Raw genomic sequence first — 14,476 nt, forward strand, 5'->3', positions numbered from 1 at the left:
AACTCTTTTCCTTTAAAACGTGTCCAAACAAATACAACATATATTAGCTATACGTCTCTCGGCAATGGGAGACGTTTCTATGTCTATACCTGTGTTACGAGCGTTAACAATACAATATCCGGACTTAAAAGTAACGGTTTTAACACGTCCGTTTTTCGAACCGTTTTTTAGAGATTTACAACAAGTCAATATTTTTCCTGCCGATTTAAAAAATGAGCATAAAGGGTTTTTCGGATTGTATAAACTTTCGAAATCACTTAAAAAGTTGAATATTAATGCCGTGGCAGATATTCATAATGTGTTGCGTTCTAATATTCTGAAAACATTCTTTTTAGGAACACCTTTTGTTCAAATAGACAAAGGAAGGACCGAAAAGAAAGCCTTAACTAACGGTACTGTTTTTAGACAATTACCAACTACGGTAGAGCGCTATGCCGAGGTGTTTAAGAATTTAGGTTTTCCTGTAGATTTATCTCAACCTACGTTTCCAAAACCAACTGTTTTGTCAGAAAAATTAGAAACAATCACGGGTTCTCACAATTTAAAATGGATTGGAATCGCTCCGTTTGCAGCTCACGACAGCAAAATGTATCCGCTTAATCAAGTGGAAACGGTTATTGAAACCCTTTCTAAATCGTATAAAGTATTCTTGTTTGGTGGAGGAGCGAAGGAAGTGGACGTTTTAAATGGGTTTCAATTTAAATACAAAAACGTTATCAATCTTGCTGGGCAACTAAATCTAAATGAAGAATTAGACATTATTTCTAATCTAGATGTGATGTTGTCTATGGATTCTGGTAATGGGCATTTGGCTGCCATGCTAGGTAAAAAAGTAATTACCATTTGGGGAGTTACGCATCCGTTTGCTGGCTTTGCACCTTTTAATCAACCAGACGATTATACATTAACTGCGGATCGTTCTAAATTTCCGGGTATTCCAACTTCTATCTACGGGAATACATTTCCTGAAGGTTACGAAAAAGCGGCTGGAACCATTACTCCAGAAACTATCATTGAAAAAATAAAATCCGTTATCTAATTTTTAAAAAACGGATTTATTCTGTCTAAGAGCAAAGCGGTCTAATATCTATACTCTAGTATTTATTTTAAACATCGTCGTAATCGACTACTATTTTTGGGGTTGTAGGATGTGCTTGACAGGTTAGTACTAAGCCTTCTGCAAGTTCACTATCAGTTAAAATATTGTTTTGTCTCATGGTTGCCGAACCTTCGGTTACACGAGCGATACAGCTACTGCAAATTCCACCCTGACAAGAATAAGGAGCGTCTATGTGTTTGGCAATAGCAGCTTCAAGAATAGTTTGTTTCTGTGACATAACGAACTCAATTTCCTCGTCATCCACTATTATTTTTATTGCAGTCGATCCATCGCTTACTGCCGCTGTTGTGTCGTTGGTTTCAGTAGTAACCGGCGCAGAAAATAATTCAAAATGAATATCAGCTTCAGCAACTCCAAAATCTTTTAAAACGTCTTTTGTCGTGGTGATCATACCTTCTGGACCACATAAATAAAAAGTGTCTATCTTTTTATGCTTGTAAGTGTTTTTCAATAAGAAATTCACTGTGCTTTTTTCAATTCTTCCAAACATAGCATTGTCTTCTTGCGACTGGCTAAACACCATCTGAATAGAAAAACGATCGATAAATTCGTGATGAAGTTCTAGTAATTCTTTAAAGAAGATCGTGTCTTTAGGCGTTTTATTTCCGTAGATAAGAATAAAATGACTATTTGGTTCTTCTTCTAAAATGGTTTTAGCAATACTCATAATTGGAGTAATCCCACTACCTGCAGCAAATGCGGCAACCGTTCTTGTTTTAGATGCATTTGGTGTAAATACAAAGCGTCCGTTAGGTTCTGCAACTTCAATAGTATCGCCTACTTTTAATGTTGTGTTTGCGTATTTAGAGAACAAACCATCTTCTACAGCTTTAACAGCAACTTGTAATATTCCGCTTTTAGGCGACGAACATAACGAGTAATCTCTACGGACTTCATTGCCGTTAATTTCGGTTTTTAAAGTGATGTATTGTCCAGCTTTAAAACTGAACTTATCTTTTAAATTTGAAGGAACTTCAAAGCTAATGGTTACAGCAGCTTCGGTTTCTTTATTTATGTTTTGAATTGTAAGTTTATGAAATGCCATTGGTAATCTTTTTTGCAAATTTAGTGAAGCAAATAGGTTTTCAGATAGAATTAATAAAAAATTTAATACATCAGATTCTTATGTATGTTAAAATAAGACCTATATTTATCTGTAATTATGGGAAAATCTAATTTATATAAAGGAAGTTTAACGACTATCATTTTAAAACTGTTGCAAGAAACAGACAAAATGTATGGTTATGAAATTACGCAAAAAGTAAAGGTTTTAACCGATGGTGAATTAACCATTACCGAAGGTGCCTTGTATCCTGCATTACACAAATTGGAAGCCGATGGTTTGTTGGAGGTAGAAATGATAACCGTAGATAACCGTTTACGGAAATATTATCGCTTAACCGATTTTGGAACTACAGAAACAGCGAATAAACTCTCCGAATTAGAACGTTATATACAAACGATGCAACAATTAGTTAACCCGAAATTAATCTAATTATGAAAGTTTCAGAATCTCAAATACAAGAGTTATTTCTGTTCACACGACAACATTTTGTGGAGTATTTCGATGTGCAAACAGAATTAGTAGATCATTTGGCTAACGATATCGAGTTTCAGAGGGAAGACACTCCCGATCGTACTTTTGAAGACGCTTTAACTATTGCCTTTAAAAAGTTCGGAATTTTCGGATTTCAAGATGTGGTTGAAGCTCGTATTAAAGCACTGAATAAACATTATTGGTCATCTGTTTGGACTATTTTTAAACAGTTTTTTACGCTTCCAAAAATTATTTCAACCGCAGCACTTTTTTGTGTAACCTATTTAATTTTTAAATACACACCTTTTTTTAATTATACATTGGCGGCTATTTTTAGTGGGCTTATAGTCGTGTTTTTTGTTAAAGTATTTCGTCTTAATAAGGCTGTAAAACAACAACGGAAAAAGACCGGACGGAAGTGGATGTACGAAGATGTCTTTATGCAATTAGGTGGACTGTTAGGAGCACTGGGTGTTTTTGTTCAGTTTTTATTTCGAATATTAGATATTCAAAACAGTTTTGAGGGCTATAAATTAATAATTTTAAGTGCTACAATAGTTGGTGTTGGTATTCTAATTTATATCACCTTATTTGTTGTACCTAAAAAGATTACGTTATATTTAAAACAACAATATAAAGCGTATTATGTGTAACATTCTTTCATAGCATTACACCAATATTACAATCAACCAAACCACCCCATATGATTAAACATTTTTTAAGCCTGGAATGGAAACAATTTTCTAGGGCAGCGTACTTTAAAAAAGGCATATTTATTAAAATTATATTGGCGATAGTCGTCTTGTATTTTTCAGTAATAGCAGTGGCTTTAGGGGCTGGAATATATTACATATTAGAAAAGCAAATGCCAGATTCCGACCCGTTGGTTGTGGTCAATAATTTCTTAATTTACTGGTTTCTTTTCGATATTGTTTTTAGGTTTTTCATGCAGCAACTTCCTGTTATTAACGTGAAACCGTTAATGCTACTGCCTGTTAAGCGTAGTAAAGTCATTCATTTTTTATTGGGTAAAACGGTATTGTCTTTCTTTAATATTCTGCCACTTTTAATGTTTGTACCATTTGTTGTGGTGCTTATTATAAACGGTTATCCTGTTGGTCACGTCTTGTTATGGTTGTTGGGGATTATTTGTATAACCTTAAGCATCAATTTTACAAACTTCTTAATTAATAAAAATAACATCGTTTTTTATGCTGTAGTTAGTGTTTTAGCGGTGTTAATAGGTTTGGAGTATTATGGTGTTTATAGGATTTCAGAACCTATTGGTTTAGCGCTAAATGCCATGTATACACATATGTATTTGGTGGTAATTCCTTTTTTAGCGTGCGTAGGTCTTTATATCCTAAATTTTAAATATATAAGAAGTGGTTTTTATTTAGATAATGTGGTTTCTAAAAAAGTTAAAGAAGTGCAGACTACAGATTTGTCCTGGTTCGATCGTTTTGGAACCATGGGACCGTTCTTAAAAAACGATATCAAATTAATTTGGAGAAATAAAAGACCAAAACAAGTGCTTATGATGGCGTTTATGTTTTTGTTTTATGGTGTTATTTTCTTCACCAATAAAAGCTACGAAGAAACTCCTGCAATCTTAGCCTTTGCCGCCATGTTTGTAACAGGTGGATTTTTAATTTCTTTCGGTCAGCTTATTCCGTCTTGGGATAGTGAATATTATAAGTTATTAATGAGTCAGAATATTCAATATAAAACCTATTTAGAATCTAAGTGGTATTTATTATCGGTTGCCGTTTTAATCTCGTTTGTGCTAAGTACGCCGTACCTTTATTTTGGTTGGAAAACCTATGGAATGATAGCCGCTGGAGCTTCATTTAATATCGGATTAAACTCTTATATTACTTTGTTTGGAGGTGCCTTAAATAGAACGCCAGTCGAGTTAAACGTAAAAGCAAAAGCGTTTAGTAATATGCAAGGATTTAATCCTACTCAAATGCTAATTGCAATTCCGAAATTAGTCTTACCAATGCTATTATTTTATTTGCCTTATAAATTAATAAATTTTAATGCGGGTATTATCGTACTCGGTGTAAGTGGTATTTTAGGTGTCGCCTTTAAAGGATTCTTTTTGAATTTAATTGAAAAAGTATATCAAAAAGGAAAGTATAAAACCATTGCTGCATATTCAGAAAAAAACTAACAGATTTAATTATTCGTATTATGATTGTTACAGAACAACTTACCAAAAAATATAACGCCACTACCGTATTAAATATTAATCATTTAGACATTCCGAAGGGACAAAGCTTTGGCTTAGTAGGGAATAATGGTGCAGGAAAAACAACTTATTTTAGTTTACTATTAGACTTAATTCCGCCAACTACCGGGCATATAAAAAATAACGATGTTTTAGTGAGTGAAAGCGAAGCGTGGAAACCATTTACTTCTGCTTTTATAGATGAAAGTTTTCTAATAGGTTATTTAACTGCCGAAGAGTATTTTTACTTTATTGGAGAATTACGCGGACAATCTAAATCTGAAGTCGATGAGCTTGTAAATCAGTTTGAAGATTTCTTCCACGGAGAAATATTAAATCAGAAAAAATATTTAAGAGATTTAAGTAAAGGAAATCAGAAAAAAGCAGGAATTGTCGGTGCTTTAATCGGGAATCCTGAAGTGATTATTTTAGACGAACCTTTTGCGAATTTAGATCCTACAACCCAAATTAGACTTAAAAAAATTATAAAAGATTTAGCCGAACAAAAAGGCGTTACGGTGCTTGTTTCTAGTCACGATTTAATGCATGTTACAGATGTATGCGAACGTATCGTGGTGCTAGAAAAAGGTGAGATTATAAAAGACATTGTAACTAGTGGAGAAACACTTAAGGAGTTAGAGGCCTATTTTACAAGTGAGGCAGAAGTCTAAAAGTCATTCCAAATATATAGGTTAATCGAAAAAGATGCTTATTTTTACCGCTTTGCATAATAATAGCAAGAGTTAATAGTTATTTAGTTGATTAAATATCCCAACGTTGAAAACATCTTTTAAGGTTATTTTTATAGCATGTATTTCTACATTTCTATTGGTGAACTGTTCTCGGAAAAAGGACAAATTTATTAGTAGAAATTTTCATGCAATGGCCACAGAATATAATACACTTTATAATGGTAACATAGCCTTAGAAGAAGGCCGTGCGCGCCTTAATGAAGAATATCGAGATGATTATTGGAATATACTTCCGGTAGAGCGTTTAGATTTTGCCGAAGATGCAATGCTTCCTGGACAGTCTAAAAATGAAATATTTTCTGTATCTGAAGAGAAGGCAGTAAAGGCGATACAAAAGCATTCCATGAATATTAAAGGGAAAGAACAAAACCCTCAAATGGACGAAGCGTATTTGCTTTTAGGGAAATCTAGATATTTCGATCAGCGGTTTGTGCCCGCTATAGAAGCCTTCAATTATATTCTTTATAAATACCCTTCTAGCGATAAAATTAATGTTGCTAAAGTATGGCGAGAAAAAACCAATATGCGTTTAGATAACGACGAATTGGCTATTAAAAATTTAAAACGCTTACTGAGATTAGATTTTTTAGACGATCAGGTATTAGCAGATGCAACATCTACTTTGGCACAGGCTTATCTTAATATTAAAGTTGTAGACACTGCAATCACATATTTAGAAATAGCAGCACAATCTACTCGTAAAGACGAAGAACGTGGTCGTTATTTATTTATTAAAGGTCAGCTCTACAATACTTTAGGTTATAAAGATAGTGCTAACGCTACTTTTGATCGTGTAATAAAAATGCACCGAAAAATCCCAAGAGATTACTATATAGCTGCTTTTGTTGAAAAAGCTGTAAATTTTGATTACGTAAATGGTGATAAATTAATTTTTTCGGAAACCTTGGCTGAACTCGAATCAGATCGTGAAAATCGTCCGTATTTAGGTCGTATCTATCATCAGGTCGGGGAATATTATTTGTCGACTAATAACGATTCTTTAGGGATTGTTTATTACAATAAATCGTTAGATGCCCAATATGACGATAAAGAATTAAATGCTAGAAATTATGAAACCCTAGGTGATTTAAGTTTCGATAATGCAGAATATAAAACAGCTGGAGCTTATTACGACAGCACACTTACCAATCTAATTGTTGATTCTAAAATATTTAGAACGGTAAAACGAGAACGCGATAATTTAGTAGATGTTATTTATTATGAAGACATCGCGAAAGTAGACGATAGTATTATTCACTTGGTAAACATGCCCGAAGACGATCGTTTTGCTTATTTTGAAGCACACACGCAAAAATTAATCACCCAAGCTCAATTAGAACAGGAGCGCCAAGAAAATGAAGCTAGAACTCAAGAAATGTTAAGTTCTAACAATGGATTTAATGTGGATATTAAACCCTCGGCGTTTCAAGATCGCGGAAATGCAGAAAAAAACGCAAACACATTCTATTTTTATAATACCACAGTGGCGGCTTATGGTAAAAATGAATTCATGAAAATTTGGGGAAATAGAAAAAATGAAGATAATTGGCGTTGGTCTAATCTGAGTTTTTCTGCAAACGCAACCCTTGTGGGGGCAGCTACAGTAGGGGAATTAGATTTAGAAGCAGATATTTATCAACCGCAATTTTATGTAGATCAAATTCCTTCCGATCAAAAGGTAATAGATAGTATTGTTAAAGAACGTAACTATTCCTATTTTCAGTTGGGTGTGATTTATAAAGAAAAATTTAGCGATTATGAATTATCTAAAAATAAACTCCAAGAACTTTTAAATAGCAATCCTGAGGAACGATTAATAGTCCCTGCAAAGTATAATTTATATAAAGATTACGAATTATTAGGGCAAACCGGTGAAGCTGTTATTATTAAAAGAGATATTATTACAAATCATCCAGATTCGCGTTATGCTGGTCTTTTAAAAAATCCAGATCAAGCAGTTGCCGAAGATTTAAATAGCCCAGAGATCGTTTATAAAAAAGTACATGAGAAGTTTGAAGCCCAGCTTTATGGCGAGGTTATTAATCTCTGCGAACAAAACATTCGTAATTTTGAAGGTGATAATATTGTCGCTAAATTCGATTTATTAAAAGCGACAGCTATAGGTAGGTTATATGGATTTGAAGCATATGCTAAAGCTTTAAACGATGTCGCATTAACGTATCCAAATCTTCCCGAAGGCCAACGCGCCGAAGAGTTAACCAAAAGCGTATTGCCAAAGCTTAAAGAAAATAATTTCCAAGATAACGCAGACGGGAATCGTTTCCAAGTTATTTATCAGTTTGATAATGCTTCAGACATAGATATTGATGCTTTCGTGGAAAAATTAAATAAGGAAATCAAAAAATTAAAGTATTATACGTTTACAACATCAAAAGATGTGTATTCGCCTTCAATAACTTTTGTTGTAGTACATGGTTTTGATCATTTAGTTATTGCAGAAGGCTTTAAAGACTTATTTGAAAAGAAAGATAAGGAAAGAATTGTAAAACCTTACTTTGTAACATCGTCTTATAATTATCAGATCATTCAAATACATAAAAATTTAGATACGTATTTAAATAAAGAAAAGTAATAATACCCCCAAATTTAATGACTATGTTTAAAGATAGCAAAAAAGAGAAACAGCAAAATTTAGAATCGGTAGCGAACCAAAATATTATTGCCCAAGGCACTAAAATAGTAGGTGATATTAGTAGTGAGGGCGGATTTAGAATTGATGGTACTATAGAAGGAAATTTGAAAACACCAGGAAAAGTGGTTGTTGGAAAAACGGGTTTTATAAATGGAACTTTAGAAGGAACCGATGCGTATTTTGAAGGTAAATTTTCTGGTAAATTACAGTTGTCTGGTACGCTAACTTTAAAGTCTTCGGCAGTAATAGAAGGCGAAGTTATTGTTGGTAAACTATCTGTAGATCCGGGAGCGAGTTTCGATGTAACATGTGTTATGAAAAGTGGTGTAAAAGCGATTAAGAATGAAAGATCCAAAGAAAAAACAGCTTAATAAATATATTAGATTTACTTCTATTGCACTTCAAATGGGTTTAACTATTTATTTAGGAAGTGTTCTAGGTCAATGGTTGGATGTTGAATTTAATAACGACAACCAGTTATATTTTAAAATAGTAACATTATTAGCGGTCTTAATAGCGATGTTTTCAGTTATTAGGCAGGTGTTAAATATTACCAATAAGGATAAGAATGATTAAAAGAATACTCGTTTTTGCACTATGCATGCTTTTACTTTTTGCTATAGGATATTCTCTACACAGTTATTTTATATCAGATAATATGTCTTTCGAGTTGTGGCAAGTATACTTGTATCAGGCTTTGGCAGCGCTTATTGTGTATGTTAGTATAGAATACATATCAAGTGTGCTTCCGAGTCAAACAGGTTATGCTTATCTAGTGCTAATGTTTCTTAAATTGGGAATATTTGTATTAATATTTAAAAATACAGTTTTCGAAAATGAGCAGTTAACCCAAACGGAACGTTTTGCATTAGTAGTGCCCTTGTTCTTGTTTTTAACGGCCGAAGCGATAGCTGTAGCAAAACTGCTTAACAGCAAATAGTTATTATTTTTTTTGTTGAAAATAACGAATTCAATATTAGAATTTAAACATATGTAAAAAAAGGGTTTGGGTTTTTAAATTATTGTTTACATTTGCACAAAATTTTAGGGAGCATAATTCATTAGTTAGAAAAATATGATGGTAGCAAAAAAATCTATCAAGTTTATTGCAATTTTAGTTTTATTGATGACTTCTGTCTCATCGTTCGCCATTCAAGGTGAACATGATACTCAGCATCAGGAAACGGGGAATAAAGTGGATACTCCTGAAGAAATTAGAGAATATATTGCACATCACTTAAAAGATGCACACGATTTTCATTTATTTACAAATAACGAAACTGGAGCTCATGTGAGTTTTCCGTTACCTGTAATTGTATGGACTAGTGCAGGATTGAAAACATTTATGTCTTCAGAATTTCACCACGATGATAATGGTCAGGTTATTGTTGATAAGGGAGGAATTAAATTAACAAAAATTCATAGTAAAATTTACGAATTAGATGCAGGTGCTTCGGCAGTCAAGTTCGACGATCATCACCATGCAGAAAATGCACATAGAGTATTAGATTTCTCTATTACTAAAAGTGTATTCGGGATGTTAATCGCAGCTATTTTAATGTTGTTAGGATTTATTGTTTTAGCTAAAGGTTATAAAAAAGGTCCAATTCCTACTGGTTTTAGTAGAGTTTTAGAGCCGTTAGTACTTTATGTACGTGACGAAATTGCACGTCCTAATATTGGCGAGAAAAAGTATATGAAATTTATGCCTTTTCTTCTAACTGTATTCTTCTTTATCTGGATTTTGAATTTATTAGGATTAACTCCACTTGGTTTCAATGTAACAGGTCAAATAGCTGTAACTGCATGTTTGGCAATATTTACAATGATTATTTATTTAACTAACGGAAGTAAAGATTTTTGGGCACATACATTATGGATGCCAGGAGTTCCATATATATTAAGACCTATTTTAGCGGTAATAGAATTAATTGGTTTTGTAATTATTAAACCATTCTCTTTATTAGTACGTTTGTTTGCAAACATGACAGCAGGTCACTTTGTGGTAATGAGCTTAATCGCATTAGTTATTACAATGAAAGATGCTTTTGGACCAGTAGCCTCTACAGGAGTCTCTTTAATATTAGCATTATTTATTACAGTTATCGAAATATTGGTAGCCTTTTTACAAGCATTTATTTTCACGATGTTATCATCGTTATTTATAGGAATGGCAGTTGAAGAACATGACCATCATTAATAAGAATTTGTTTAATTAATATTTTAAAAATCAATTAGTATGTACAATTTAATTGGAGCAGGATTAATCGTAATCGGTGCTGGTTTAGGTCTTGGAAAAATTGGTGGTAGTGCAATGGAAGCTATTGCTCGTCAACCAGAAGCAGCTGGAAAAATCCAAACTGCGATGATCATTATTGGGGCATTATTAGAAGGTTTAGCATTCGGTGCTTTAATCTTAGGTAAATAATTCCTAACAATACACAAAGCTATTACAGCATTCTGCAACGGTTGGTTGCAGAAGCTGTTTTAAATTAAACAAAAACAGAAGTAAAACTTTTTATTTAGTTAAACATGGATACGTTATTAAACGATTTTTCACCGGGATTGTTCATCATGCAAGCCATTATTCTTATAATCTTAATTGTATTATTAGGGAAATTTGCTTGGAAACCAATTTTAGGGTCTTTACAGACCAGAGAAGATGATATTAAAGATGCAATTGAAGCTGCAGAGAAAGCAAAAATTGAAATGCTTAATCTTCAGGCAGATAACACGAAATTATTAAATGATGCTAGAGCAGAACGTGAATTGATGCTTAAAGAAGCACGTGAGATGAAAGATAAATTGATTTCGGATGCTAAAGAAGAAGCGCAAGTTCAAGCAAATAATATGATTGAGGTTGCAAAAAATGCTATCGAAAGTGAAAAGAAATCTGCTATGCTAGAGATTAAAAATCACGTTGCAGAATTATCTTTACAAATCGCTGAAAAAGTAGTACGTGGGGAATTATCTAACAAAGGCAAACAATTAGAATTGGTTGATTCTTTACTAGGTAAATCCACTTTAAACTAATAAACATGGCAGGAGCAAGAGCAGCAATACGTTACGCAAAAGCAGTTTTAGAATTAGCACAAAGTAGTAATTCGGCTGAGGCTGTAAATACAGATATGACTTTAATCGCTAATACTATTGCTAATAGTAAAGACTTAAGCGATATGCTAGAAAGTCCTGTAGTAAAATCTACTGTTAAGAAATCGGCGTTGTTAGAAATTTTTAGTTTCATCACTCCATTAACAGTTAACTTATTCGATACTTTAATTACAAACAGAAGGTTATCGATTTTAGAAGATGTAGCTATTAAATACAACCAGTTATTCGATCAATTATCGGGTATAGAAATGGCAACTGTAACTACAGTGGTTCCTTTAACTAGCGATTTAGAGGTTAAAGTATTAGCTAAACTAAAAGCGTTAACAGGAAAAACTGTTGAAATTAAAAACGTAATAGATGAAGACATTATTGGTGGTTTCATATTACGTGTTGGCGATTTGCAATATGATGCAAGTGTTGCGAACGAACTGAGTAAAATAAAACAAGAATTTTCATTAAATTAATTTTATAAATTTTTTAATCGAAAATTATTTCGATTAGAGCTTATATCTAAGTAAAATGGCAGAAGTAAAACCAGCTGAAGTAACAGCAATCTTAAAGCAACAACTACAAGGATTTGAAGCAGGAGCAACTTTAAATGAAGTAGGGACTGTATTAACTGTAGGAGATGGTATTGCACGTGTTTACGGATTAGCTAATGCACAATATGGTGAATTAGTAGATTTCGGAGACGGTCTTGAAGGGATTGTATTAAACCTTGAAGAAGACAATGTAGGTGTAGTATTATTAGGACCTTCACAATTCGTTAAAGAAGGATCAACAGTAAAACGTACAGAACGTATCGCATCTATTAAAGTAGGTGAAGGTATTGTTGGTCGTGTTGTAGATACTTTAGGAAACCCTATAGATGGTAAAGGACCAATCTCTGGTAAAACTTACGAAATGCCTTTAGAGCGTAAAGCTCCAGGTGTAATTTTTAGAGAGCCAGTTACTGAGCCGTTACAAACAGGAATTAAAGCAATTGATGCTATGATTCCAGTAGGTAGAGGGCAACGTGAGTTGGTTATTGGAGACAGACAAACAGGTAAAACTGCTGTTTGTATTGACGCTATTTTAAATCAAAAAGAATTTTACGATGCAGGTGAGCCTGTATATTGTATATATGTTGCTATAGGCCAAAAAGCTTCAACAGTTGCACTAATTGCTAAAACTTTAGAAGAAAAAGGCGCTTTAGCTTACACAACAATAGTAGCTGCTAATGCATCAGATCCTGCTGCAATGCAAGTATATGCACCATTTACAGGAGCATCTATTGGAGAGTATTTTAGAGATACTGGTAGACCAGCTTTAATTGTATTTGATGATTTATCAAAACAAGCTGTTGCTTACCGTGAGGTATCTTTATTATTACGTCGCCCACCGGGACGTGAAGCATATCCTGGAGATGTATTTTACTTACACTCTCGTTTATTAGAGCGTTCTGCAAAAATCATTAATAATGATGCTATTGCTAGTGAAATGAATGACTTACCAGATTCGCTTAAGCCAATCGTAAAAGGTGGTGGTTCTTTAACAGCTTTACCTATTATTGAAACACAAGCAGGAGACGTTTCGGCATATATTCCAACAAACGTTATTTCTATTACAGATGGTCAGATTTTCTTAGATGGAGATTTGTTTAACTCTGGTGTTCGTCCAGCAATTAACGTAGGTATTTCTGTATCTCGTGTTGGTGGTAACGCTCAGATTAAATCTATGAAAAAAGTGTCTGGTACTTTAAAACTGGATCAAGCACAATATCGTGAGTTAGAAGCTTTCGCTAAGTTTGGATCAGATTTAGATGCAGTTACCTTAAATGTAATTAACAAAGGTAAACGTAACGTAGAGATATTAAAACAAGCACAAAACGACCCGTTTAAAGTAGAAGATCAAGTTGCAATTATTTATGCAGGATCTAAAAACTTATTAAGAGACGTACCAGTTGATAGAGTAAAAGAATTTCAAAGTGATTATCTTGAGTTTTTAAGAGCTAAACATGCAGATGTATTAAGTTCTTTAAAGGCAGGAAAATTAACTGATGAAGTTACAGATACATTAACAACTGTAGCAAAAGAAATATCACTAAAATTTAAAGCTTAATTCCCCTTTTTGAATTCCCTTATCGGGAGTAATTAAAATCGGAATTTTATATTTTAACGAATCAATCCCTCTTTTTAGGAGAGGTTAGGAGAGGAAAAAATGGCAAATTTAAAAGAAATACGTAACAGAATAGCTTCGGTATCTTCAACGATGCAGATTACCAGTGCCATGAAAATGGTATCGGCTGCAAAGTTAAAGAAAGCACAAGATGCTATTACTGCTATGCGTCCTTATTCAGATAAGCTTTCAGAACTTTTACAAACTTTAAGCGCAACTATAGATTCTGGTATTACTAATCAATATTCAGAGCAAAGAGAGGTTAAAAAAGTACTTCTTGTTGTTGTAACTTCTAATAGAGGTTTGTGCGGAGCATTCAACTCTAATATCGTGAAGCATGCAAATAGTCTGGCTGCAAATAAATATGCAGATAAAGATGTTTATTTCCTTGCTATTGGTAAAAAAGGTAACGATGCGTTTAAGAAAACGAATAAAGTCATAGATAATAAAAGTGATGTTTTCGATGCTTTAACGTTTGAAAATGTTGCTGAAATCGCTGACTCTTTAATGGAGAAATTTGTTGAAGGTGAATTTGATAGAATTGATATTATTTACAATCAATTTAAAAATGCAGCTACTCAATTTGTAATTACTGAACAGTTTTTACCTATCGAACCTATTGAAGTTGGAGAAGACGTTAATACGGATTATATTTTCGAGCCATCAAAATTAGAAATCATTAATCAATTAATTCCAAAGTCTTTAAAAAATCAATTATTTAAAGGCCTTAGAGATTCTTTTGCAAGTGAGCACGGCGCACGTATGACTGCTATGCATAAAGCAACAGATAATGCAACAGAATTAAGAGATCAATTAAAATTAACATACAACAAAGCACGTCAAGCATCAATTACTAACGAAATTTTAGAAATTGTTGGTGGTGCAGAAGCTCTTAATAATTAGTAATTGCTAA

General features: G+C 33.2%; 16 protein-coding genes. 15 read left to right on the forward strand and 1 reads right to left on the reverse strand.

The features are described 5' to 3' along the window. Positions 1–19: 19 nt before the first annotated feature. Positions 20–1,039 carry a glycosyltransferase family 9 protein gene (locus R6X41_RS09335; RefSeq protein WP_318499581.1) on the forward strand — a complete coding sequence of 340 codons (1,020 nt, stop codon included), beginning with the start codon at positions 20–22 and terminating at the stop codon, positions 1,037–1,039. A 67-nt stretch (positions 1,040–1,106) separates the two neighbouring features. On the opposite strand, the gene R6X41_RS09340 is transcribed toward R6X41_RS09335, so the two are convergent. Beyond that, positions 1,107–2,165, reverse strand: a complete 1,059-nt coding sequence (locus R6X41_RS09340) for a 2Fe-2S iron-sulfur cluster-binding protein (protein WP_318499583.1) — start codon at positions 2,163–2,165, stop codon at positions 1,107–1,109. A gap of 117 nt (positions 2,166–2,282) precedes the next feature. Here R6X41_RS09340 and R6X41_RS09345 point away from each other — a divergent pair, with 117 nt between their 5' ends. The 14 genes from R6X41_RS09345 (at position 2,283) to atpG (ending at position 14,466) form a co-directional block, all read left to right on the forward strand. After that, complete coding sequence (locus R6X41_RS09345) at positions 2,283–2,615, forward strand: PadR family transcriptional regulator (protein WP_318499585.1); 333 nt, start codon at positions 2,283–2,285, stop codon at positions 2,613–2,615. Positions 2,616–2,617: 2 nt separating this feature from the next. After that, positions 2,618–3,310, forward strand: coding sequence for a hypothetical protein (locus R6X41_RS09350; RefSeq protein WP_318499587.1), 693 nt, complete (start codon positions 2,618–2,620; stop codon positions 3,308–3,310). A gap of 50 nt (positions 3,311–3,360) precedes the next feature. Further along, on the forward strand, positions 3,361–4,833 hold the full coding sequence (locus R6X41_RS09355; RefSeq protein WP_318499588.1) for a DUF5687 family protein: 1,473 nt from the start codon (positions 3,361–3,363) through the stop codon (positions 4,831–4,833). Between the two features lie 20 nt (positions 4,834–4,853). Continuing rightward, positions 4,854–5,561, forward strand: a complete 708-nt coding sequence (locus tag R6X41_RS09360) for an ABC transporter ATP-binding protein (protein ID WP_318499589.1) — start codon at positions 4,854–4,856, stop codon at positions 5,559–5,561. A 106-nt stretch (positions 5,562–5,667) separates the two neighbouring features. Then, on the forward strand, positions 5,668–8,235 hold the full coding sequence (gene porW, locus R6X41_RS09365) for a type IX secretion system periplasmic lipoprotein PorW/SprE (RefSeq protein WP_318499591.1): 2,568 nt from the start codon (positions 5,668–5,670) through the stop codon (positions 8,233–8,235). A gap of 23 nt (positions 8,236–8,258) precedes the next feature. Further along, entirely contained in the window at positions 8,259–8,666 is a 408-nt protein-coding gene (locus tag R6X41_RS09370) for a bactofilin family protein (RefSeq protein ID WP_318499593.1), read from the forward strand. Further along, positions 8,638–8,871 (forward strand): AtpZ/AtpI family protein, encoded by a 234-nt coding sequence (locus tag R6X41_RS09375; RefSeq protein ID WP_318499594.1) that lies wholly within the window; start codon positions 8,638–8,640, stop codon positions 8,869–8,871. Before R6X41_RS09370 ends, R6X41_RS09375 begins: the two co-directional genes overlap by 29 nt. Further along, entirely contained in the window at positions 8,864–9,235 is a 372-nt protein-coding gene (locus tag R6X41_RS09380) for a DUF6168 family protein (protein WP_318499595.1), read from the forward strand. Before R6X41_RS09375 ends, R6X41_RS09380 begins: the two co-directional genes overlap by 8 nt. 135 nt (positions 9,236–9,370) lie before the next feature. Then, a complete protein-coding gene (gene atpB / locus R6X41_RS09385) occupies positions 9,371–10,495 on the forward strand; it encodes a F0F1 ATP synthase subunit A (protein ID WP_318499597.1) in 1,125 nt (374 codons plus the stop codon). A 39-nt stretch (positions 10,496–10,534) separates the two neighbouring features. Then, positions 10,535–10,723 carry an ATP synthase F0 subunit C gene (gene atpE / locus R6X41_RS09390; protein WP_057782517.1) on the forward strand — a complete coding sequence of 63 codons (189 nt, stop codon included), beginning with the start codon at positions 10,535–10,537 and terminating at the stop codon, positions 10,721–10,723. A 104-nt stretch (positions 10,724–10,827) separates the two neighbouring features. After that, positions 10,828–11,328 (forward strand): F0F1 ATP synthase subunit B, encoded by a 501-nt coding sequence (locus R6X41_RS09395; protein ID WP_318499602.1) that lies wholly within the window; start codon positions 10,828–10,830, stop codon positions 11,326–11,328. Between the two features lie 5 nt (positions 11,329–11,333). Then, on the forward strand, positions 11,334–11,870 hold the full coding sequence (gene atpH / locus R6X41_RS09400; protein ID WP_318499604.1) for an ATP synthase F1 subunit delta: 537 nt from the start codon (positions 11,334–11,336) through the stop codon (positions 11,868–11,870). A gap of 55 nt (positions 11,871–11,925) precedes the next feature. Continuing rightward, positions 11,926–13,506, forward strand: coding sequence for a F0F1 ATP synthase subunit alpha (gene atpA / locus R6X41_RS09405; protein ID WP_318499605.1), 1,581 nt, complete (start codon positions 11,926–11,928; stop codon positions 13,504–13,506). 99 nt (positions 13,507–13,605) lie between these two features. Continuing rightward, on the forward strand, positions 13,606–14,466 hold the full coding sequence (gene atpG, locus R6X41_RS09410; protein ID WP_318499607.1) for an ATP synthase F1 subunit gamma: 861 nt from the start codon (positions 13,606–13,608) through the stop codon (positions 14,464–14,466). Positions 14,467–14,476: the final 10 nt, after the last annotated feature.

The sequence above is a fragment of the Formosa sejongensis genome (assembly GCF_033447105.1).
In the GTDB taxonomy this organism is placed as follows: Bacteria; Bacteroidota; Bacteroidia; order Flavobacteriales; family Flavobacteriaceae; genus Formosa.

Coding starts and splice junctions, on each gene's coding strand:
- R6X41_RS09345 (WP_318499585.1), top strand. CDS start 2,283: ATGGGAAAATCTAATTTATATAAAGGAAGTTTAACGACTATCATTTTA.
- R6X41_RS09350 (WP_318499587.1), top strand. CDS start 2,618: ATGAAAGTTTCAGAATCTCAAATACAAGAGTTATTTCTGTTCACACGA.
- R6X41_RS09370 (WP_318499593.1), top strand. CDS start 8,259: ATGTTTAAAGATAGCAAAAAAGAGAAACAGCAAAATTTAGAATCGGTA.
- R6X41_RS09340 (WP_318499583.1), bottom strand. CDS start 2,165: ATGGCATTTCATAAACTTACAATTCAAAACATAAATAAAGAAACCGAA.
- R6X41_RS09355 (WP_318499588.1), top strand. CDS start 3,361: ATGATTAAACATTTTTTAAGCCTGGAATGGAAACAATTTTCTAGGGCA.
- atpH (WP_318499604.1), top strand. CDS start 11,334: ATGGCAGGAGCAAGAGCAGCAATACGTTACGCAAAAGCAGTTTTAGAA.
- atpG (WP_318499607.1), top strand. CDS start 13,606: ATGGCAAATTTAAAAGAAATACGTAACAGAATAGCTTCGGTATCTTCA.
- R6X41_RS09380 (WP_318499595.1), top strand. CDS start 8,864: ATGATTAAAAGAATACTCGTTTTTGCACTATGCATGCTTTTACTTTTT.
- atpB (WP_318499597.1), top strand. CDS start 9,371: ATGATGGTAGCAAAAAAATCTATCAAGTTTATTGCAATTTTAGTTTTA.
- atpA (WP_318499605.1), top strand. CDS start 11,926: ATGGCAGAAGTAAAACCAGCTGAAGTAACAGCAATCTTAAAGCAACAA.
- R6X41_RS09360 (WP_318499589.1), top strand. CDS start 4,854: ATGATTGTTACAGAACAACTTACCAAAAAATATAACGCCACTACCGTA.
- atpE (WP_057782517.1), top strand. CDS start 10,535: ATGTACAATTTAATTGGAGCAGGATTAATCGTAATCGGTGCTGGTTTA.
- R6X41_RS09395 (WP_318499602.1), top strand. CDS start 10,828: ATGGATACGTTATTAAACGATTTTTCACCGGGATTGTTCATCATGCAA.
- R6X41_RS09375 (WP_318499594.1), top strand. CDS start 8,638: ATGAAAGATCCAAAGAAAAAACAGCTTAATAAATATATTAGATTTACT.